Origin of the sequence: Thermaurantimonas sp. (genome assembly GCF_046299575.1) — a bacterium.
Classification (GTDB): Bacteria; Bacteroidota; Bacteroidia; order Flavobacteriales; family Schleiferiaceae; genus Thermaurantimonas.
On the sequence record NZ_JBKBHX010000006.1, the window covers coordinates 16,176 to 38,883 of the forward strand.

Genomic DNA, 22,708 nt, shown 5'->3' on the forward strand with positions numbered 1-22,708 from the left:
GGGTATCGCTCCTACGGAGCTGTGTGGGATTGCAATGATTTTTCTATTAACATGTCGCTCCTACGGAGCTAATTTTTTAACCTATTGATCTGATAGAAGCAAGTTAAACGGCTGCATCGCAGCCAAAGGTCAATAGCCTGAAACGTGAAAACAATCGCAATAGCTCCGTCAGGAGCGAAACATTGAAACACATGGGTATCGCTCCTACGGAGCTGTGTGGGATTGCAATGATTTTTCTATTAACATGTCGCTCCTACGGAGCTAATTTTTTGACCTATTGATCTGATAGAAGCAAGTTAAACGGCTGCAGCGCAGCCCAAGGTTAATAGCATAAACATCAATACAAACCGCAATAGCTCCGTTAGGAGCGAAACATTGAAACACAAGGGGTATCGCTCCTATGGAGCTGCGTGGGATTGCGATGAATTTTCTATTAACCTTTTGCTCCTACGTAGCAAATTGAAAAGGCTGCATCGCAGCCAAAGGTTAATAGCATAAACATCAATACAAACCGCAATAGCTCCGTCAGGAGCGAAACATTGAAACACATGGGTATCGCTCCTATGGAGCTGCGTGGGATTGCGATGAATTTTCTATTAACCTTTTGCTCCTACGGAGCTGATTTATTGACCTATTGTATCTACAGGGCAAATGAATAAGGCTGCATCGCAGCTGAATATTTATTATATAAAAAAAGCTTAAATTGGCAAGCCAACACTATTAAGAAAGATATACGATTCAATTTATGGCCAATACATACACGCAGCTATATGTTCATGTGGTTTTTGCCGTTAAAGGCAGAGCTAATCTTATTTCCGAAAAATGGAAAGAAAGGCTCTATCAGTACATCACCGGCATAATTACCAATAAAAATCAAAAACTAATGATTATTAATGGCATGCCCGATCATGTGCATCTTTTAATTGGAATAATGCCTGATTGTAAACTGTCAGATTTAGTACGAGATATCAAATCAAACTCTTCCAAATGGATAAATGAAAATAAATTAGTTAGAGGGAAATTTGAATGGCAGAACGGTTTTGGAGCTTTCACAATCGGACAATCACAAGTTCAAAGAGTTGTCACATACATACTTAATCAAGAGGAACATCACAAGAAGAAAACGTTTAAGGAAGAATACATTGCTTTTTTAAATGCTTACAAAATTGATTTTGATCCTAATTATATTTTTGATGACGTGGGTGTCGCTCCTACGGAGCTGGAGAATAATAATGATATTGCGTAGGTCTATTAACCTATTGCTCCTACGGAGCAAATTGACAAGGCTGCAGCGCAGCCGAAGGTTAATAGCCTGAAACGATAAAATTAATGGGTGACGCTCCTACGGAGCTGTGTGGCATTGCGATGATTTTTCTATTAACCTTTTGCTCCTACGGAGCTGGAATTATAAACCTATTGTATTTACGGGGCAAATGAATAAGGCTGCATTGCAGCCTAAGGTTAATAGCAAATAACGTTAAATCAAAAGCACAATAGCTCCTTCAGGAGCGAAACATTGAAACACGAGGGGTATCGCTCCTACGGAGCTGATTTATTTTCCTATTGCTCTAATAGAAGCAATTCAAAAGGCTGCAGCGCAGCCCAAGGTTAATAGCATAAACATCAATACAAACCGCAATAGCTCCGTTAGGAGCGAAACATTGAAACACAAGGGGTATCGCTCCTACGGAGCTGTGTGGGATTGCAATGATTTTTCTATTAACATGTCGCTCCTACGGAGCTAATTTTTTGACCTATTGATCTGATAGAAGCAAGTTAAACGGCTGCATCGCAGCCAAAGGTCAATAGCCTGAAACGTGAAAACAATCGCAATAGCTCCGTTAGGAGCGAAACATTGAAACACAAGGGGTATCGCTCCTACGGAGCTGTGTGGGATTGCAATGATTTTTCTATTAACCTATTGCTCCTACGGAGCAAATTTTTTAACCTATTGATCTGATAGAAGCAATTTAAACGGCTGCAGAGCAGCCGAAGGTTAATAGCCGAAAATCGTCAAAAACAATAGCAATAGCTCTGTTAGGAGCGAAACTTGCCAACATTTCAGGTGACAAAATTGTGGCATACCTACGGATGGGGCCTCAATTAGCGTACAATGTTAATTGACCCATATTCCTGCTTCCGGTAGCGATTACCGCCAATTTCGTATTCATAAATAATACGGTAAGGATAGTTTCCCTGAGGTAATTTCTGTCCCTGATATGTTCCATCCCATTCAAAGTCGGCTGTGAAGGTCTGAAATACCAGTTCACCCCAGCGGTTAAAGATCATCAATTCGAAGTAGGTGATAAACTGACTAACAGCCACCTTGAATCGATCGTTTCGGCGGTCATCGTTGGGCGAGAAAGCATTGGGAACAAAGACTACCGGTGAGCAATTGTTTGTCACCAATATACTATCTGTGTAAATACAACCAAGTGCATCACGAACCGTCACTTTATACAGCCCTCTCTCTGACACAGTGATAGTGGGTGTGGTATCTCCTGTATTCCATTGATAGGACTGAAAAAATCCCGGATTAAGCGTAATGGTCTGTCCTTCACACAGATTGGTATCTGGAGGCAGTAGATCGCCTGTTGGTGGTAGAGCAGAAATGATGTAAATCAGTGTACTGTCGCAATTGTTAATCGTTTTCAAATTGACCGTATATGTACCAGCCTGACTCACTACCTGTCCATCAGGCAAGGTGATGGTCTCTCCCTGACAAATAGATCCTGTAAGAGTCTGGCTATAAGTTGGGAAAACCTCTAATGTGTCATAAGATACTGTAGGACAGTTTCCAAGTGTAGAATTGATGGTATATTTAATCGGGTGTTTTCCGACACCAGCAACAGCCGGATTAAACTCGTTATTCGATACTCCAGGACCACTGTATGTGCCACCTGAAGGGCTTGCCTGCGTCAGGGCAAAAGGCGGTGAATTCACACAAACTACAGGAAACGATGTCCAGGTAATGTTCACATTACCACCTTGATATAAAGTTACGGTATCCGTGTTAATAATACAGCCATTGACATTTACTGTGGCACGATAAACTCCGGGTTGTGAAACAAATAATTTTGGTTGGTTAGCACCCGAGATCTGTGCACCATTTTGGAACCAAGTGATGGCACCGGAAGTATAATTTGATATGCGCAGGGTGTCGCTATCTCCATCACAAAGGGTGTCTTTTGTTTTTTGAAGCTGCATGATTCCATTTGCTAGAAGTGTAAGGGTATCGCAAAAATGAACTGAATTAAAAGCCGGCGATTGAGAACGTATCCGAACTAAATATTTTCCTGCATTTAGTGTTTTTGGCAGAGAACAAGTAATGGTACTTGCACCAGTACTATAGCTTCCGATCTGACCCACTGTGATGGGCGATATAAAAGAGTAATTTGTATCCGAAATTTCTGCAAAAACAGTCGTCGGAGTTCCAAAACCACCCCCAATGAATGCCACTGTAAAACTTTCTTCCGGACAAAGGTTAATCTTGCTCACTGCTCGTACTTCGAGATGCAGTGGAGTAGCAAAAAATCTCGCTATCACACCACTCTGTGAGCCTTGAGAGTTATTGTAAAAGCCAAAAATTCCAAGAACATTATGGATTCCGTTTGTAGTGCCGGCGATTAAAATGGTGTTATTAAAACCAAAAACTATGGATGATATTGAACCTTCCTGTTGAGGGCCGCCATAATAACTTGCCCAGGTGCGGGTACCATTGGTGGCAAACCTTCCTACAATCAAATCGCTTATTCCGCTGAGCGTGGTTGAAAAAGCACCTGGCGTGGCAAGGTTGGTACCTGAGGTAGTACCCACGAAAAACACATTACCCGATAAATCAGTGGTAACGCCATTTAAAATTGTTTGAGCTCCATAATACGTTCCCCAATTGCGGGTAGTACCATTTGTATCAAATTGTACTAGAAAACCGTTTTGAACTCCTGCGGCACTAATGTTTGGTTGAAAACTTCCTGGAGTAGATATGCTTGTAGGGCTTTCAGTCACCCCACAGAAATACATTAAATTATTTCTTACCGCTACATCCTGAATTCTGTCAAGCAAGTTACCCCCATAGTAAGAAGAGTAAATTCGAGCGCCGGTAGATGTAAATTTTGCAAAGAATCCATCGGGCTGCATCCCTGCATATGAACCATCGTATGCGTTAGGTGAAGCTATCTCTGAAGCTGAACTGGTAAAACCTACAATGTAAAAATTACCCAAAGCGTCAAAAGAAGCAGAGGTGATCTCATCAGCAGCCGTGCCACCGAAGTATGAACCGAACAATCGTGTTCCACTGCTATCAAACATAACAAAGTATCCGTCATCTGAGCCTGTGCCCGAATAAACTGGTTTAAAGCTGCCTGGAGTCGAAATATTTGTTGCAGACTGAGTAGCTCCTACAAGCAACACCCGTGTACCAGTGTGATTCACCGCTATCACAGCACTGCCTTCGATGTTTGTTCCGCCATAATAGGTCCCCCAGAGACGAACGCCGTTTTTATTGAATTTAACCAAAAAACCATCTCTCATACCTCCAAAATTCTGCTGGTGAGACCCAGGAGTGGAGATGTTTGAAGTAGAATTGGTAGTTCCACTGATGTATATATTGTCGAGAAGATCGGAGGAGACTTTTCCGGCATTTTCTCCGCCATTGCCTCCGTAATACGTGGCCCAAAGCCTTCTGCCACATCGATCAAATTTTACCAGAAATGCATCGGAGATACCACCTCCAAAGGTTGACTGATGTGAACCAGGTGATGCTATATCTGAGGTAGAAAAAGTCTGACCTAATGCTAATACATTTCGAGATGAATCGATGCTTACTGACATAATTTGATCAGCTGCAATCCCTCTGTAATACGTACTCCAAACAATCTGTGGATCAATACGAAGAGGTTGGTTAGCCTGAGCAAGTAATTTTTCTGTTCTCCTATCAAAAGATAAACCAATGAAGCTACCCCTTTTTTCAAATCTGCAGGCCAACTTGCTGCCGTCAGGCATTACGATATAAGGAGTTTCATCAGTAATGGAAATCAAAGTCGATTTTGCTAGGTAAATTCCGTCACTGTTAATACTTAGGCTGAGATCGCTGCTGAATTCCATTTGAATCTTAGAAACATCGGCTCCCGGCTGTACCAAAAATTCGTAACGCAAGCCAGCCTCACCGGCAAACATTTCGAGATCAATACCCGGATACAGACCACATACCCGCAGTTTTCTCACACTGTATATAGGTCTTCCGTCATCATGCACAGTATAGTGGCGCTCGAAGTATTCACCAATGCCCTCATCTTCGATTTTGGCATTAGGATTGGCACCTAGAAAGGTCATTGAAGAAGTAAAACGCCTGTTTTCAAGAGAATCGCCAGTATAATACCAGATCCATCGCCGAGCCGTTAGTGCCATTATGGCTCCATTTCCCTTGATAAAAAAAGTCGGTTCGGTTTGTTTTATGCCTTTAGCATATTGCCCTTCATCTTTCAAAATAAAAAATTCGTGTTGAAAAAGATTTTCTTGCCCAACCGAATACAAAGAGCTAATAAGAAAAAAGAAAAAAGGGAGGATCAGAAATCGAATTGAATTCGAAAACGATCTGATATTCATGCTAATAGCTTATAGAATTATATTACACAAAGGTATTGCAATTAAGTTTTGATACTTATTTTTAAGAAAGCTAAACAATTAAAAAATAAAAAAATCAAACTTAATCCATCTAACGCAATTTTTGTGTATATACATTTAATCAAAATTCATTTTCGACGGCTGAGAGCACCTGAATCCATTCTGTGTCGTGAGCAAGGGCTATTGCGTTTTGTTCTCCGGTCTTAAGGTTTTTAAGTGTAAAAGATCGCTGGTTTCGTTCGTCTTCACCAACTATGGCAACAAAGGGAATAGCGGTCTTATTTGCATATTCAAGCGATTTTTTAAGCTTTGTGGCTACCGGATAGAGTTCTGTTGCAATTTCAGCCTTTCGAAAAGCATAAGCAACTTCGGCTGCAAAAGGCATGTCGTCGTCCGACAGTCCGGTGACCATCACACGAGCTTTGGAAACCTGAGCAAATGCTGACATTCCTCTTTCCTCCAATGCCAGAAGAATGCGATCCAATCCAAAAGAGATTCCCACTCCAGGAATACCCTCAACGCCAAAGATGCCCGTCAGATTGTCGTACCGGCCTCCTCCACCAATGGAGCCAACGGCTACCCCTTCGGCTACTACTTCGAAAATGCAGCCGGTGTAGTAATCAAGTCCTCTCGCCAACGTAGGGTCAAATTGTATAGGAGCATCCGGATTAAGACTTTTAACTTTCTCAAAAACAAATTGCACTTCCTTAAGCCCCTCATTACTAGTGCCTAATTGATTTTCAACCTTATATAAATTTATATTTTCATCAAAAATCCAGCTACTTAGGTTACTAACACCGTTATGGTCGAATCCAGCATTAAGCCATTCATTCACAACAGCCTGACAGCCAATTTTATCTAATTTGTCAAGTATTGTAATGAAAATTCCAAACCTCTCCCCTGCTCCGGCATTATGCGCTACGGAGTTCAGCAATTTTCGGCTATTAAGCCGAATGCGCACAGGTAACTTCAATTTTTCGAAGACTTCGGCATAAATAAGTGCCAATTCCACTTCCTGCCACAGGCTTGTACTACCTACTACATCAGCATCGCACTGATAAAATTCGCGAAATCTTCCCTTCTGTGGGCGATCGGCCCTCCACACCGGTTGTATCTGATAGCGCTTAAATGGCAATGCAATCGCATGCCTGTTCATAGCAACAAATCGGGCAAAAGGTACCGTAAGATCATAGCGCAAAGCCTTTTCGCAAATCAAACCAGCCAAAGTGTTGCTTTCAGCCATTTGCCAGACGTCGGGAGAAACTTCTTTTTTAAAATCTCCAGAATTTAAGATTCTGAAAATCAATCGATCTCCTTCTTCACCATATTTTCCGGTCAAAGTATCCAGACGCTCCATAGCCGGAGTTTCCAATGGCTGGAAGGCATATTTCTCAAAAACTTCTTTAATAATGGAAACTACATAATTTCGTTTATACATCAATTCAGGGCCCAGATCTCTGGTACCCTGAACCAACGCTGGCTTTATTTTACTCATTCAGCTACTTTTTCTGCTTTATATCCTCTGTTTTCAAGTATTTCGATCGCTTTATCTGCACTATCGGAATTAACAACCAATATTTTTGGATTAGTTGTCAGATCAACGCTCCAATTCTCTGAACCAAATTCCCTGGTCAAATCGTCGGCTACCTTGTCGACACATCCCTGGCATTTCAAAGTTGTTTTAAATTTTACTTCCATAGTTGCAAAAATCAGACATGCGAAAGTATGAATCACATAATCTCTTTTGCTCAAAATGCTTTTAAAATCGTTTTACAATGTTATTAATATAATCAATATCAAACGTTTAAAATATAATTGATCAAGTGCTCATGGCATAAAAGGAAAAAAATGACTGTGTATTCCTAAGTTTGCAGAAAAAACTTCATGCCCCTGGTTGCCCCTTCACTTTTGTCAGCAGATTTTACCAGACTGGCAGATGCAGCCGATATGCTTAACAGGTCTGAAGCCGATTGGTTTCATCTAGATGTAATGGACGGAGTATTTGTACCGAATCTTACGTTTGGAATGCCTGTCATTGAGCAACTTAAAAAGTTATCTAATAAACCCTTCGACGTGCATCTTATGATAGTGCAACCGGAGCGTTATATCGAAGCATTTAAACAAGCAGGTGCAGATATCCTTACGGTTCATTACGAAGCCTCTACACACCTGCACCGTACGCTACATGCAATAAAACAGTCTGGTATGAAAGCAGGCGTTGCTTTAAACCCGCACACACCGGTACACCATCTTGAGGAAGTATTAGCCGATATTGACCTAGTTTGCCTAATGAGCGTTAACCCCGGCTTTGGCGGACAAAAATTTATAGAAAACACCTATAAAAAAATTGAAAAATTAGCAGAATTAAGGCAATCATCTCAAACGAATTTTCTGATCGAAATAGATGGTGGAGTGAATCTCACAAATGCATCTAAACTTATCGATACAGGTGCAGATGTGTTGGTGGCTGGTAATTTCGTATTTTCATCAAGCAATCCGATAGAAACAATAAAAAGTCTGAAATATTGCAAATGAGTTTTGAAAAGCCCTATTTTTTATGGACTTTTTTACTTCTTCTGATACCCATAATTATTCATTTTTTTCGCTTCAGAAAATATAAGAAAATTGTTTTTACTCAAACGTTTTTTCTAGAGCAAACGCAAGTTGAACAAAAAAAGATTAAAAATTTAAAACACCTATTTATACTCATTTCGAGAATTTTGGGTATTTCAGCACTGGTGTTAGGTTTTTCGCTTCCTTATTTCAGTGAAAATTCACTTAACGGTTCTTCATATAAAAACGCTGAAAATATATTGATTTATGTAGATAATCATCCAGGATTTTATTTGAAGAATGATGATAAAAGTCGTTTGCTTTATTTGCGTAATTCTTTGAAAAGTGCAATCAACAATTTAGGATCTTTTAAAAAGTTGACAATCCAAACGAATAACAATGCAACCGAAACTTTTTATCGAAAAGACGATGCATTGAAGTATGTTGATCAAATAGAACCTTTTCCTCACATACCTACATGGAAAGAAATAGCCAATAGCATAGAAAAAACGATAAAGAATGAACAAATACCACCTGCAATTTTTCTACTGAGCGATTATTTGAAAAGAGCTGATAATCTAAATGAATTGTCTGGCCTATGTATTCCGATTAAACTAGAAGCTCTCAACACTGGAAATTTAGAAATCATCGATTCCATTTGGTCAATTCCTGGTACAGATATGATCGAAGCTTCGATCTACCAACAATCTTCGTACGTATTAGGAAACAGCAAGAAAGTATTATTTAACCTCATACCAGAGAAAGAGAACTCAAAAAAGTTATCGTTTTCCTTTCCAAAATCAATAGAAAATACTTTCGGATTCATAGAACCTGAAAGTCATCAGAATTCCATCTTTAGATTCTACTTCACACATCCTCTTCACAAGCCGAAAAAAGTACTTGTAATTGCAGAAAATCAAGGTTTGTCAGAAGCCTTAAAAACAAAATTTACTACGGCATATACTGCAGAGATTACTTACAAAACTGTTAGAGAAATAAGACCAGAAATTCTCAAGGATTTTAAATTAGTTATTTTATTAAATATTAAAGAAATTCCAGAACAGTTAGCCACTGCCTTACAAACATTTTTGAGAGAAAACGGACGATTGCTTCTATGTCCAAATGAAGAAGTTGATATGCCTTCATACAATAGATTTTTACAGCGATTTGATGTTTTAATACATCCATCTGAAAAGAAATTTGTACAAACTGATAAGTTAAATTACAACGATTTACTTTTCTTTAATGTTTTTGTACAAGAAATTGACTTACCTGACCTACCCTATTTTAATAAATATTTTTTACTGAAAAGCACAGGAATTACCCCTATTCTCTACACACTTGATGGCACTACACTTTTTGGAAAAATCACTTACAATGGCGATTTATACATCTTTGCAGGTTCCATCGCTCCAGAAAATTCAAATTTGATCTATCACACAATTTTTAATCCAATGATGTACAACTTCATCCATCGAAATACACAACGATATTCAATGTATTATTATGCAGGTACTGATTATATTTTTCAATACTCAGTACCTGAGTCCAACAAGGATGAGCCGATAAAAATTTTCTCTCCTTCAGGCAAAGAAATTATACCTTTCCAAAGACGTAAAGGCAACGAAATTCAACTGTTTTTTGGAAGAGATGTAATTGAAAATGGCATATACAGCATACAATTTTTTAATCAGGAATTAGATAAGTTAGCCTTTAATTTCGATCTCAGAAACTTAAGGAGCGATTGTTACATCGATACAGAAATAGACAGTTTATTCTTAAAAAAATCATGGATAAAAATACCGTTATCAGAGGATTTAACATCTTTATCAAAAATAAGCTTCTTTCGTTCTGATCTTTGGTATCTCTTCACTCTGGCAGCATTACTGTTTTTTATTACGGAGTTATTATTAATTAGATTTTTAAAATGAAAAAAGTTTTTGAAAAAGTTATTACTTCGGTATTTAACCGTGTACCTGATCATTCTCTCTATAAAAAGCAATGTGATATCTTAATTAGGATAAATGAAATAAAAATATTGCCTTCAGGAAGTGAAATTGACGAAAATATTCAGAGAATTGAAGGAAATCATCTATCCTTATTACCGGGTTTAATAGATCTTCATTCAGAAATTAATCAACCTGGACGGGAAGATCGAGAAAACATCCTTCAAACGCTTCATTTAGCTGCGCTCGGAGGATTTACACACCTGGCAGGGATGCCCTCATCTCAACCTGTAGCTGACAGCCGACAGCTCATCGAATTTCAGCAAAAATTAGCTTCAAATGCTGTAAACAATCTACTCTCAATAGGAGCCATATCTAAAAATTTAGAAGGCAAGGAACTGGCTGAAATGTATGATATGAAGTCAGCAGGTTCAGTAGCATTCACTGACTACAAAAATCGCATTAGAAACTCAAAACTTTTGCTCCTGTCCATGCAATATGCCCAACAATTGAATGTGACACTTTTATTAACACCCGGTGATAGCGATTTGCTACGATATGGCATGGTACACGAAGGCGTAGTTTCTACAAGACTAGGATTAAAAGGATTGCCCACCATCGCCGAATCGATCGGACTCAAAAGAGACATCGACTTGGTTCGATACACCGGTTGCCGTGTACACTTTCAATCTATTTCTACCATAGAAAGTATTAACCTCATTCGAATGGCTAAATCTGAAGGATTACCCATTACTGCAGATGTCAATTTTTATCATTTGCTATTGACAGATGAAATGCTCGAAAATTTTGATTCCAATTATAAAACCGATCCGCCACTGAGAGACGAAAAAATCAGACAAGCGCTCATTGAAGCAGTAAAAGATGGAACCATTGATGCAATAGCTGCCGACCATCAACCCCGAACATACGAAGAAAAAGTATGTGAATTTGACAAGGCTTCTTATGGCATGTTTACATTGCCTTTTGTATTTCCAACTTTGATTGAATCGAACATTTTTTCCGTAGATATATTAATCGATAAACTTCATAAAAATCCAGCAAAAATTTTAGGTTTAAATTCTGATATAAAAGAAAATTTTATTTTAGTTAATCTAGAAGAAGATTTTGTATGGAATAAAGAAGATTTTAAAGAGTTTTGTAGTGTAAATTCACCGTTTTTCAATAAAAAACTCAAAGGAAAAATCGAATATCTAATTACAAAAAATCAATGCATAGAAGTCTTTTAAACTGCCTTTGCATTTTTTTGACTAGCAGTATATTATATGCACAAAACAGCACTCTATGTGTGCCAATCGATCCACGCTGGGCACCAAGGGAGCGCACCATCGACATGCATCATTTGCAACTCGAGGTCGAATTTGAACCAGCAATAGGTCGAGTAATCGGAAAATCAACTATTACCTTTTCTCCACTTTACAGATCAAATGACAGCATTTGGATAGATGCTATTCGCTTCTCTATTAATTCGTTGACTTTAAATGGACAAAAGGTTCGTTACACGTCAAGCGATTCTGGAATAGCCATTATGCCTCAAAAGCTCTACAGGGATAAAGCGAATATTTTAGAAATCAACTATTCAGCCTTCCCTGAAAAAGGAATTTATTTTACCGGCTGGGACGACCCGACCGGTAAAGGCAGAAAGCAAATCTGGACGCAAGGCCAGGGAATCGACCACAGGCACTGGATACCCTACTATGACGAACAACATGACAAACTCACCACTGAAGTAATCGTTCTCTTTGAAAAGCAGTTTCGAGTAATCTCTAACGGAAAACTTATTCGCGTTGACACCCTCGGAGCCAAAATACGTTGGCACTACCTGCAAGATAGGCCACATTCTGGCTATCTGGTAATGCTCGCCATAGGTGATTACCTGCCATATAAAACTATGCTGAAACAAGAAAATGGCGAAATCGAGTTTGAAGAGTTCACCTATCCAGATGTTCCAAACTCAGCTGCATCTACCTTCCGGTACAGCCATTTATTTATGAACAACTTTCAAAAGTTGCTCAAAGTTCACTATCCATGGCCTGGACCATACCGCCAGGTTCCAGTAGTGGACTTCATCTACGGGGCAATGGAAAATACCGGAGCCGTAATTTTTGGTGAAAATCTGATTAGTGAACCCGCTACCGAGGATTATCGAAATTACCATTTTGTGAATGCTCACGAAATGGCCCATCAATGGTTTGGTAATCTTATAACTGCCTGGAGCGCACGTCATCATTGGCTTCATGAAAGCTTTGCGACGTATTTTGACTTACTTTCTACCCAATGGACAGAGGGCGATTTTGCGTTTTCGTCAAAAGTGCGACAAGCTATAATGCGTGTAAAGTTTCAAGAAGAGCAAAACAACTTGCCATTGGCTCATTCTGAAGCAGGTACAGCCCGCCACTATCAGAAAGGGGGAGTAGTGCTGCACATGTTGCGTCAACTGGTAGGCGATGAAGCTTTTTATGAATCACTGCGCGTGTTTTTGGAAAGACATCGCTTTCGGAATGTACACTCCGAAGATCTTCTGTATGCCTTTCACGAGGTTACCGGACGCGACTTACAATGGTTTTGGAATCAATGGATTTATGGATCAGGAATGCCTAAAATTTCGCTTAATTGGAAAGAAGAAAGCGATAAAAAATCAAAAAGACTTGTACTTCATTTTTCTCAGGAAAATATATATAAACCCGATAGTGCTAAAACATTTCGATTGTTTTTTGATATCGAAATTAAAACAACCAAAAGACAGTATAAAATTCCGGTTGAAATTCGGTCAAAAAGAGATACTTTATTTATTCCATTGAAGGTCGATGAAAGTGTCTTAATGGTTAATCCAGACCCTGGAAAAATTCAATTAATTGAATGGACTGAAATTTTTGATCCTAATCAAAACATTGTAAGACATGCTGAGCAACCTTACGATCGATTTTTTACATATACGTTGAATGTCAAAAATTTTTCAAATTCGGATCTCGATTATATAAAAAACGAAGAAAATCCGATTGTTTTAGAACACTGGATTAACGCATTTAGCAGGAATGTAATGCGACCTGAGGTGTGGAACTTCTTCCGAAAATTTCAAAACGATCGAGTAAAAGTGGCAGCATTGCGATACACAGATGTAGCATTCTGGAAGGGTAGAACGGAAGATGAATTGCTCGATTTTGCCAAAACTGAAAATCAACTTTTAAAGGTTTTGGTCTATGCACGACTAATAAATATTAAACCCGAAAAGATAAATATTTATAAAGAGACAATAGATGTTCCAAAAACATTTACCACACAAAACGAACGGCTGCAAATAGCCATTGCAGAAGCAAATATGCTCAAAAATCAAACGTCGTATGAAGCGGTAGCTGAATTTGCTGAAACTACTTATATGGGCTTTGTTCGCGCACAAGCCATCAACTATTTAGGCAGAGTAAATTACAGAAGCGAAAAATTGGTAAAGCTATGTGTACATGCTTTAGGACACTACGATAGAAATTTAGCACAGTCAGCGTCGCAATATTTGAAGAACATAACTGAAAAAAGCGAAAGAAAGTGGATAGAAGAAGAATTGAAAAACTTTAAAAAATTTTGGCCAGAATGGAAAGTAAAAAAAGCAGAAAAGCTATTGGAATAAAATAAAAATGATTTTGTTTTTCGGGTCAAAATAGAATTATAATTGTATCATGTTCCATATTCATTTTAAAATACATTTGTAAAAAAACATAGCATTGAAAAAAAATTACGCTTTTGCAATATATATACTGTTGGTACTGCACGTACGCATTTCAGCTCAAAGCAAGCAAGAATCGCAGAAAGGAGAATTGCACGGCAATTTTCAAACAGATGTTCAGTACTACTTTAGAGATAAGGCAATCGACCCAACCGGTGAATTTTTTCCAAGAGAACGACTGTTAGCCGCCGGTTTTGCAAACTTCATCTTTACACAAGGCAGCTTTTCCGCTGGATTGAGATATGAAAATTATCAAAACAATCTGCTGGGTCTTCCCGAGGGTTATAGAGGTGAAGGTATTCCATTTCGATTTATCCGATTTGAGAAAGATGGATTGGATATCACTGTTGGAAATTACTATGAGCAGTTTGGCAGCGGAATGATTTTCAGGTCATTTGAGGAGCGTGGCTTAGGGCTCGACAATGCCATTGACGGTTTGCGCTTGCGCTATAAACCCGCAAAAGGCTTTCACTTAAAAGGCGTAATAGGCCGCCAAAGGCTATATTTCACCAAAGCTGAAGGAATTGTAAGGGGCGTAGATGCCGAAATTAATTTGAACGAAGCTCTGCCCGGTATGGAAAACTCCGCGTGGCTGCTATCTGTCGGAGCTTCTTTTGTAAGCAAATTTCAAAGAGCCGCTGATCCTGTGCTCAACCTGCCAGAAAATGTTGGAGCTTCTGGCGGTAGATTTACGTTGCAGCGCGGTGAATTTGGATGGAATACCGAATTTGTTTGGAAAATCAACGATCCTTCGTTTGACAATGGATTTATTTACCGCCAAGGAAATGGCTTTTTGTCAACTCTTACGTACGCAAAAAAAGGTCTTAGCCTCATGGTTACTGCTAAACGCATTGAAAACATGAGCTTTCGATCAGACCGAAACGCTTCGCTCATCGATGCTCAAATCAACTTTTTACCACCTACTACCAAACTTCACACTTATACCCTCCCGGCCTTATATCCTAACGCCGTTCAGCCTAATGGTGAAATGGGCTTCCAAATCGACCTTTCCTATAATTTCAAGAAAGGCACTACTCTTGGCGGTAAGTATGGAACCACGATAGCCATCAATTATTCCGACATTTCTTCTATTGACCGCCAGTTTGTGGCTAAACGACCCATCTTCAGCACAGTAAATCCGGGAGAGGTAATCGACTGCACTTGGGCAGGCACTAAAGGTTTTGTTTCAAATCCCTTTCAGAGAGGTCCAATTACTTATTTTAAAGACTTAAACATTGAAATACGAAAGACAATAAGCCGCAGCCTTAAGACTACATTTACTTACTACAACTTTGTATACAACCAAGAGGTCTTAGAAAAAGGTGTAACAGACGCCGAAATCATCCAGCGCGGTTATCAAAAGTTGGTATATATCAATGCTTTCGTGCTTGAAACACTTTACAAAATTCGGCCAGGACACAGCTTACGTACTGAACTGCAAGGAATGTTTACCCGCCAGGATAGAGGTGACTGGTTGATGGCACTGGCCGAATATAGCGTGTCGCCCCATTGGTTTGTAGCCATACAGAATTCCTGGAACTACGGAAATCCCAATCCGGCTGATCGCCTGCATTATACCCTCGGTTCTGTTGGATACACACTTAATACAACCCGCTTTCAACTCAACTACGGTAGGCAGATGCGAGGTATTTTCTGCGTAGGAGGTATCTGTCGGGTAGTTCCACCAAGCAATGGAGTCACCCTTACCGTAACTTCCAATTTTTAAAGGATTTGTGTTCGATAACTAACCTTGACTTTTCAGTTTCGATAAATTAGCAAGTTTTTAGGATTGAAAGCATTTAAATTCACAAACATTCACTGTTTATAAGCCGTCATATTGAGGACAATTAATTTGATGTTTAGTTTTTAAAATGAATTCAACGAGCAGAAAAATTACAGCACTTCAACTGGCTATCGAACCACTTCGCAATGAGATTATTCATCACCCTGCATATTCGTCCATTCATTCTTTAGATGATTTGCGCACTTTTATGGAGTACCATGTGTATGCCGTCTGGGACTTTATGTCGCTGCTCAAAGCGCTCCAAAACCAGTTGACCTGTACCTCTGTACCCTGGCTGCCCGTGGGTGATGCCAACACGCGCTACCTAATCAATGAGATTGTAGTGGGCGAAGAGAGCGATATTGACCTTGAAGGTGTGCGAAAAAGCCACTTCGAAATGTATTTGGATGCCATGAAGCAAGCAGGCGCCGATATGACCACCGTTAATCGATTTATCGATTTTTTGAAAAAAGGCAAAAAAGTAGAAGAAGCGCTTGCATCTGCCGATGCACCTTCAGAGGCAGCAGATTTTGTGCGCTATACATTTGAAATTATTCGAAGTGGTAAGATTCATGTGCTATCAGCAGTGTTCACTTTTGGCAGAGAAGATTTGATACCTGACATGTTCTTGTCAATTATTCAAGAATTGCAAAATAAATTCCCTCAGGAAGTTTCTCGCTTTAAGTACTATATCGATCGGCATATCGAAGTAGACGGTGGTCATCACAGCCATTTGGCTCTAGAAATGACTTCTCAGTTGTGTGAAGATGATCAGTTAAAATGGACTGAGGCACAAGAGGCTGTAGTGAAAGCGCTGAAAATGCGAAAAAAGCTCTGGGATGGAGTTTATCAATGTATAGGTTCCGAAAGTGTAAAATTTGAATGAATTACTGCAACATCAAATAATTATTCAAGCACTTCTTAATAGTATTTTTCAAGGAGTTTTGAACGAATCAAATTCAAAAAACCTATCACTGATTCATTTTTCTTAAAAATTAAATCGAAAATAAGTTCAGGTGGATAATGGGCTTATCAGGCAATTTTGTCCATCACTTGTGAAGTTGTGATAAAACTTGTAAGCTGGTGATGGAATTGTAAAAAAGAAAAATTTGGAACAAGCAATAGCGGGTAGGTCATGAGCTTAGGCCTATAATGATAGCAGAAATATTTTAAAATCTTTAAGAATCAAATTTTTAGTTTTGCAATCCTTTTTTCGAAAACCGTTTAAAATTCAACTAATCATTGTTTAACGCAGAAAAATTCGATTATCTTTACAGATACATACGCTGAGGAAAATGAGTAACACATCGTTAGTAGAGAACCTGAAGAAGTTCTTTGGATTCAATACCTTTAAGGGAAATCAGGAGGCAGTAATCAAAAGTTTGTTAGAGGGCAACGACACCTTTGTTATCATGCCTACTGGCGGAGGAAAGTCGCTGTGCTATCAATTACCTGCTTTAATGAGCGAAGGTACAGCCATCATCGTATCGCCACTGATCGCCCTGATGAAGAACCAAGTGGACTCAATGCGGGGATTTTCTACCGAAAATGGGGTAGCACATGTGCTCAACTCATCGCTCACAAAAAAAGAGATTCAGCAAGTAAAAGACGACATTACGGCGGGTATCACCAAGATGCTTTATGTAGCACCCGAAAGTCTTACTAAAGATGAGAATATTGAATTCTTAAAAACAGTAAAAATCAGCTTCTATGCCATTGATGAAGCGCACTGTATTTCGGAATGGGGACACGACTTCAGACCCGAGTACCGCAATCTGCGCTCGATCATGAACAAAATCGGAAAGCGCCCCATCATCGCCCTTACCGCTACTGCTACTCCTAAAGTACAAAGCGATATTCAAAAAAACCTTGGGATGGAAAATGCGGCAGTGTTTAAATCATCTTTTAACCGCGAAAACCTTTACTACGAGATTCGTCCCAAGGTAAATACAGAAAAAGAGATCATAAAATATATAAAAAACAATCCGGGCAAAAGCGGCATCATATATTGTATGAGCCGTAAAAAAGTAGAAGAACTCGCCCAAACCTTGCAAGTAAATGGCATTAAAGCACTGCCCTACCATGCCGGCCTCGACAGCAATACACGTGCTAAGCACCAAGATGCCTTCCTGATGGAAGAAGTAGATGTGATCGTGGCCACCATTGCTTTTGGTATGGGAATCGACAAGCCGGATGTGCGCTTTGTGATCCATTACGATATGCCAAAGTCATTGGAAAGCTACTACCAGGAGACAGGGCGTGCAGGTCGCGATGGTGGCGAAGGAAACTGTATAGCTTTCTACGCTTACCAGGACCTCGAAAAGATGGAAAAGCTGATGGCCGGAAAACCCGTTGCCGAATTGGAAATCGGTAAACAACTCATAGCAGAGACCATCGCTTATGCTGAAACCTCAGGCTGCCGTCGCAGGTACCTACTCAAATACTTTGGCGAAGAATTTCCTGAGGATAAGTGCAACAATATGTGCGACAACTGCCGTAATCCGAAGGAAAAATTCGACGCTCAGGAAGATGTAAAACTCGTGCTCGAGACAGTTGTATCTGGTCAAAATCGCTTTAAAGCACCCCAGATCGTTGCCATTCTCAAAGGTCAGCTCAATCAACAGTTGCGTTCGTATAAAGTAGAAGAATACGAACAATTTAACGAAGGTGCTGACAAGAGCGAACACTATTGGAACAGCGTGATTCGCCAATGCATTGTCAACGGACTGCTTGAAAAAGAAATTGAAACTTACGGTATCTTAAAAATTACGCCCGAAGGCAGAAAATTCATTGAATATCCGCAGCCATTCTTAATGGCGGAAGACACCAACTTCGAAGGCATCACTGATGACGACGACGATGTAATTCTCGCTGGAAAAAGTGCCACAGCCTTTGACGAAGTACTTTTTAAAATGCTGAAAGACCTCACCAAAAGTGAGGCAAAAAAGAAAGGCGTACCACCATACGCGGTCTTTCAGGAAAGTACACTGAATGAAATGGCACTCCACTACCCCACTACCCTCGAAGAACTTAAGAACATACCTGGCGTAGGCGAAGGAAAAGCAAAGAAATTTGGACAACCCTTTGTTGACCTGATCGCCAAGTATGTAAAAGAAAATGATATCGAAAAACCCGACGATTTCGTTGTAAAGTCAGTGGTCAATAAGTCGAGCCTGAAAGTGTTCATTATTCAATCGACTGACCGTAAAGTGGCACTTGACGATATCGCCAAAGCAAAAGGGCTAACTATGGAAGAGTTGCTTGATGAAATTGAAGGCATCGTCAACTCTGGAACCCGAATTAATATTAATTATTATCTCGACCAAAAGCTCGACGAAGACCAGATCGAAGAAATTTTTGACTACTTTATGGAAGCTGAATCCGATTCCATTGAAGAAGCTTACAAAGAATTCGATGGAGAATACTCAGAAGAGGAGCTTCGCATGGTACGCATCAAGTTTATGAGCGAGGTTGCAAATTAAAAACCTGGCTTTAGACAATTTAAAGCCCTTAGACTTTTAAGCAGTAATATGTTAGGCACATGTGTTGGGGCTATTTTCTATTTACATTTACCCGTGAATGTAAAAGTTTTAATGTGGTGTGAAAAAATACAGTTCAAGTATTAACCAACACAGAAAGCTTTTACCACAAAAGATGGCACAACTCTTTAATATTTCAAACAAAAAACCCGACTCTCGTGAGCCGGGTTTTGTTTTTTAGATACAGTTATAATTTATAGAATCATCTTCATCGGGTCTTCGATCAGAGACTTAAATGTCTGCAAAAACGCAGCACCTGTAGCTCCATCCACTACGCGATGATCGCAGCTCAAGGTTACTTTCATTACGTGACCAACTTTGATTTCACCATTTTTCACTACAGGAACTTGTTTAATGCCACCCACGGCCATGATACAGGCGTCTGGTGGATTGATGATGGCTGTGAATTCATCTATGCCAAACATGCCCAGATTTGAGATGGTGAATGTATTGCCCTCCCAATCAGCGGGTTGTAGTTTTTTATCTTTAGCTTTTTGAGCAAATTCTCTTACCTGAGCAGCTATAGTGCTGAGTCCTTTTTGGTCGGCATGGCGAATTACGGGTACAAGCAAACCTTCTTCTACGGCAACGGCAACACCAATGTTAATGTCGTGATTATAACGAATGCGATCACCGAGCCAGGAGGAGTTGATTTTTGGATGCTTCTTGAGTGCAAGAGCTGCCGCCTTAATCACAAGGTCGTTAAAGGATATCTTGACGTCCGAGATCTCGTTGAGCATCTTGCGCACTTCTACTGCTTTGTCCATATCGATCTCAACAGTTAAGTAGAAATGCGGAGCGCTGAACTTGCTCTCGGCCAGTCGACGAGCAATGGTTTTTCGCATTTGTGAAACTGGCTCTTCGGTATATGTAACACTTGCCGCAGCTGGTACTGATGGAGCTTCCTGCACGGCAGGCCGCACTACTTCTTCTTTCGCAGGTTTTTCGATCACTACACTGGGCTTGAAGTTTTCGATGTCTCTTTTTACGATGCGACCACCCTCTCCTGTGCCTTTTACTTGTGTGATATCAATACCTTTTTCTTTTGCCAATCGGCGTGCAAGGGGCGATATTTTTATTCTTCGGCCATTTGTTTCTACTTCTTCAGTGATATCGTCGGTATCTAACTTTTGCGGATCGGGTTTTTCTTCTTTTGGCATTTCGGCTTTAGCTACTGTTTCTTTTGAAGCCCCTCCGCTGATGAGTGAAGAAATATCTTCTCCTTCGTGGCCGAGAATGGCCAAGATACTATCGACTGGTGCAGATCCGCCTTCCTCTACGCCGATATAGAGGAGTACGCCCTCTTGAAAGGATTCAAATTCCATGGTGGCCTTATCTGTTTCGATTTCGGCCAGTATATCACCTTCTTTTACTTTATCTCCTACTTTTTTATGCCATTTGGCTACTGTACCCTCTGTCATGGTATCGCTTAGCCTTGGCATGGTTACTATTTCAGCCATCAGTAGTTTTTATTGAATGTTTATGAATGGATAGTCTTTTTGAACATACACATCTTCATAAAGTTGTTCGGGCTCCGGATAAGGGCTTTTCTCAGCAAATTCCACACACTCGTTTACGAGGTCCTTTACCCGCTCATCTATGGCATGTATTTCTGAATCAGTTGCCCAGTTATTTTCTTTTATAACGTTAAGAACTTGCGTAATTGGGTCTATTTTCATGTACTCAGCAACTTCTTCTTTAGTGCGATAGTGCTGGGCGTCGCTCATTGAGTGACCCTTGTAGCGATAGGTTTTTATTTCGATAAACGATGGTCCTTTGCCGGCGCGTGCATTGTCCACAGCCTCCCATACGCCTTCATACACATCTACGGGGTTCATGCCATTTACCTGCCAGCAGGGCATTTCATAGCCGAGACCGAGTTTCCAAATTTCGGTGTGATTAGCTGAGCGCTCTACTGAGGTACCCATTGCATAGCCATTGTTTTCGACTATGAAAACAACCGGCAAGCTCCACATCATGGCCATGTTTAGCGTTTCGTGCAAAGAACCCTGACGCACAGCTCCATCGCCCATAAAGGTGAGTGTCACATGTGGACGTCCTAAATATTTATCGGCAAAGGCTATTCCGGCACCCAGAGGAATCTGTCCACCAACAATACCGTGGCCGCCAAAAAAGTTGTGCTCTTTAGAAAACATGTGCATCGAACCGCCGTTTCCCTTGCTGCAGCCTGTCTTTTTGCCAAGCAATTCAGCCATTACGGTGCGGGGGTCGACCCCCATACCTATAGGCTGCACGTGATTTCGGTAGCCCGTAATCATGCGATCGCCGGGCTCCATGGCATAGAGACAGCCTGCCAACACAGCTTCTTGGCCGTTATATAAATGTAAAAATCCTCTGATTTTCTGCTGAATGTAGAGTGCCGCTGCCTTGTCTTCAAATTTTCTCCAAAACAGCATGTCTTCGTACCACTTAAGGTAGGTTTCCTTAGTTATGGGCTTTTTGGGCATATCTGATACTTTAACCGGGCAAAAATATGCAGCTAAGGTATAAATCTATGTCAAATTTTAAAGGAAAAGACTTTTAAAAGTGTACTTTTTACACTTTTAATGTACTTTGTTACTCTTTGATATTTTGAGCAATGTGGTTCAGGATTTTTTCAGCGAGAGCCACATTTTCAAATGTATGGGAACTAAACTCTTCAGGCCATATTATTGATTGGAAGGCTGGCTGAAGATCGCAATTGAGATTAATTGTAGCTTTTTCGTTATTTACACGCACTTCAAAAGGCCCAATCCACCTCGCCAAACCGGTCTTACCAAGATGATAGTCCACAAATCCATTGAGCTGGCCCGATGGAACTCGTGAAGTATCGGCAAGAGCCTCGATTCGGGTGAAAAGATAACCGCTTTCCCAAGTCCAGTACATTGATGGAAACTGTGGTGCCAATGGGTCACCTGCATTTTCCACCATTGACGGTTGGATGGTCTTGTTGGTCAAAGAATCAACACCGTAGAGCAAGTACATCTTCCACTGGCCAGTTGGCAAGAGCACTTTTCCCAGAGCATATTCTGTCTCATTTTCTCGAATCAAGACTCGACGAAGTGAAGGATAAACAGTGTCGCCTTGTTCGTTTATTAAGTAAATATTCGTAAAAATGTGGCGGATGTATTGAAACCTTAACCTTCGTCCATCTGAGAGTTGAACGTCTTGATTTTTGCGAATAGAAAATTGATCGATTTTGTGTTGAAATTGAATGAACAGATTTTTTTCTGCAGGGTTGGTCAATGGTTGTGAATCATTTAATTTTTGACAAGCAAAAGCCTGTAAAATGACCAGCAAAATCGGAAGTGTTGACTTGCAAGAGATAATTCTTTTTTTTAAAGGCTTCACTGTTGCAGTATTTAGTTCACATTTTCTTGAAATTAATCAAAAAAATTATGTTTTTGCTTGCATTCAAGATTTTTAAACATCAGCTAAAATACAAATTCTGTCTGAGATAGTCTTTAGAAACCAACTATTTGATAAAAGTAAAATATATAATCAAAGATTTTTTACATCTTTGTTAACC

The 22,708-nt window shown here is 40.0% G+C and carries 14 protein-coding genes; 8 read left to right on the plus strand and 6 right to left on the minus strand.

The genetic code is table 11. The annotated features are described in order from the left end of the window. The first annotated feature begins 745 nt into the window (after positions 1 to 745). Positions 746 to 1,246, plus strand: a complete 501-nt coding sequence (tnpA, locus tag ACK4EX_RS08605) for an IS200/IS605 family transposase (protein WP_409771814.1) — start codon at positions 746 to 748, stop codon at positions 1,244 to 1,246. Positions 1,247 to 2,103: 857 nt separating this feature from the next. On the opposite strand, the gene ACK4EX_RS08610 is transcribed toward tnpA, so the two are convergent. The 3 genes from ACK4EX_RS08610 to ACK4EX_RS08620 form a co-directional block, all read right to left on the minus strand. Further along, the gene (locus tag ACK4EX_RS08610; protein ID WP_409771817.1) at positions 2,104 to 5,484 is read right to left on the minus strand and encodes a gliding motility-associated C-terminal domain-containing protein; all 3,381 of its coding nucleotides are present in this window, start codon (positions 5,482 to 5,484) and stop codon (positions 2,104 to 2,106) included. A gap of 259 nt (positions 5,485 to 5,743) precedes the next feature. Then, positions 5,744 to 7,117 (minus strand): histidine--tRNA ligase, encoded by a 1,374-nt coding sequence (hisS, locus tag ACK4EX_RS08615; protein WP_409771819.1) that lies wholly within the window; start codon positions 7,115 to 7,117, stop codon positions 5,744 to 5,746. Then, positions 7,114 to 7,320 carry a heavy-metal-associated domain-containing protein gene (locus tag ACK4EX_RS08620; protein WP_409771821.1) on the minus strand — a complete coding sequence of 69 codons (207 nt, stop codon included), beginning with the start codon at positions 7,318 to 7,320 and terminating at the stop codon, positions 7,114 to 7,116. Before ACK4EX_RS08620 ends, hisS begins: the two co-directional genes overlap by 4 nt. A gap of 186 nt (positions 7,321 to 7,506) precedes the next feature. Between ACK4EX_RS08620 and rpe the strand changes: the two genes are divergently transcribed. The 7 genes from rpe to recQ all read left to right on the plus strand — a co-directional run bounded on the left by rpe (position 7,507) and on the right by recQ (position 19,122). Continuing rightward, the gene (rpe, locus tag ACK4EX_RS08625) at positions 7,507 to 8,157 is read left to right on the plus strand and encodes a ribulose-phosphate 3-epimerase (RefSeq protein ID WP_409771822.1); all 651 of its coding nucleotides are present in this window, start codon (positions 7,507 to 7,509) and stop codon (positions 8,155 to 8,157) included. Next, positions 8,154 to 10,106, plus strand: coding sequence for a BatA domain-containing protein (locus tag ACK4EX_RS08630; protein WP_409771824.1), 1,953 nt, complete (start codon positions 8,154 to 8,156; stop codon positions 10,104 to 10,106). The genes rpe and ACK4EX_RS08630 overlap by 4 nt, the downstream gene beginning before the upstream one ends. Next, positions 10,103 to 11,368 (plus strand): dihydroorotase, encoded by a 1,266-nt coding sequence (locus ACK4EX_RS08635; protein WP_409771826.1) that lies wholly within the window; start codon positions 10,103 to 10,105, stop codon positions 11,366 to 11,368. Before ACK4EX_RS08630 ends, ACK4EX_RS08635 begins: the two co-directional genes overlap by 4 nt. A gap of 17 nt (positions 11,369 to 11,385) precedes the next feature. Beyond that, positions 11,386 to 13,761 (plus strand): M1 family metallopeptidase, encoded by a 2,376-nt coding sequence (locus ACK4EX_RS08640; RefSeq protein WP_409771828.1) that lies wholly within the window; start codon positions 11,386 to 11,388, stop codon positions 13,759 to 13,761. A 94-nt stretch (positions 13,762 to 13,855) separates the two neighbouring features. Further along, positions 13,856 to 15,583 (plus strand): DUF6029 family protein, encoded by a 1,728-nt coding sequence (locus ACK4EX_RS08645; RefSeq protein ID WP_409771830.1) that lies wholly within the window; start codon positions 13,856 to 13,858, stop codon positions 15,581 to 15,583. A 145-nt stretch (positions 15,584 to 15,728) separates the two neighbouring features. Beyond that, positions 15,729 to 16,526, plus strand: a complete 798-nt coding sequence (locus ACK4EX_RS08650; protein WP_409771833.1) for a DUF3050 domain-containing protein — start codon at positions 15,729 to 15,731, stop codon at positions 16,524 to 16,526. Between the two features lie 409 nt (positions 16,527 to 16,935). Beyond that, a complete protein-coding gene (recQ, locus tag ACK4EX_RS08655; RefSeq protein ID WP_409771835.1) occupies positions 16,936 to 19,122 on the plus strand; it encodes a DNA helicase RecQ in 2,187 nt (728 codons plus the stop codon). Positions 19,123 to 19,373: 251 nt separating this feature from the next. Here recQ and ACK4EX_RS08660 read toward each other — a convergent pair whose 3' ends face one another. The 3 genes from ACK4EX_RS08660 to ACK4EX_RS08670 all read right to left on the minus strand — a co-directional run bounded on the left by ACK4EX_RS08660 (position 19,374) and on the right by ACK4EX_RS08670 (position 22,530). Continuing rightward, a complete protein-coding gene (locus ACK4EX_RS08660) occupies positions 19,374 to 20,639 on the minus strand; it encodes a pyruvate dehydrogenase complex dihydrolipoamide acetyltransferase (protein ID WP_409771837.1) in 1,266 nt (421 codons plus the stop codon). Between the two features lie 9 nt (positions 20,640 to 20,648). Beyond that, on the minus strand, positions 20,649 to 21,647 hold the full coding sequence (gene pdhA, locus ACK4EX_RS08665) for a pyruvate dehydrogenase (acetyl-transferring) E1 component subunit alpha (protein WP_409771840.1): 999 nt from the start codon (positions 21,645 to 21,647) through the stop codon (positions 20,649 to 20,651). A gap of 109 nt (positions 21,648 to 21,756) precedes the next feature. Then, positions 21,757 to 22,530 (minus strand): MbnP family protein, encoded by a 774-nt coding sequence (locus tag ACK4EX_RS08670; protein WP_409771843.1) that lies wholly within the window; start codon positions 22,528 to 22,530, stop codon positions 21,757 to 21,759. Positions 22,531 to 22,708: the final 178 nt, after the last annotated feature.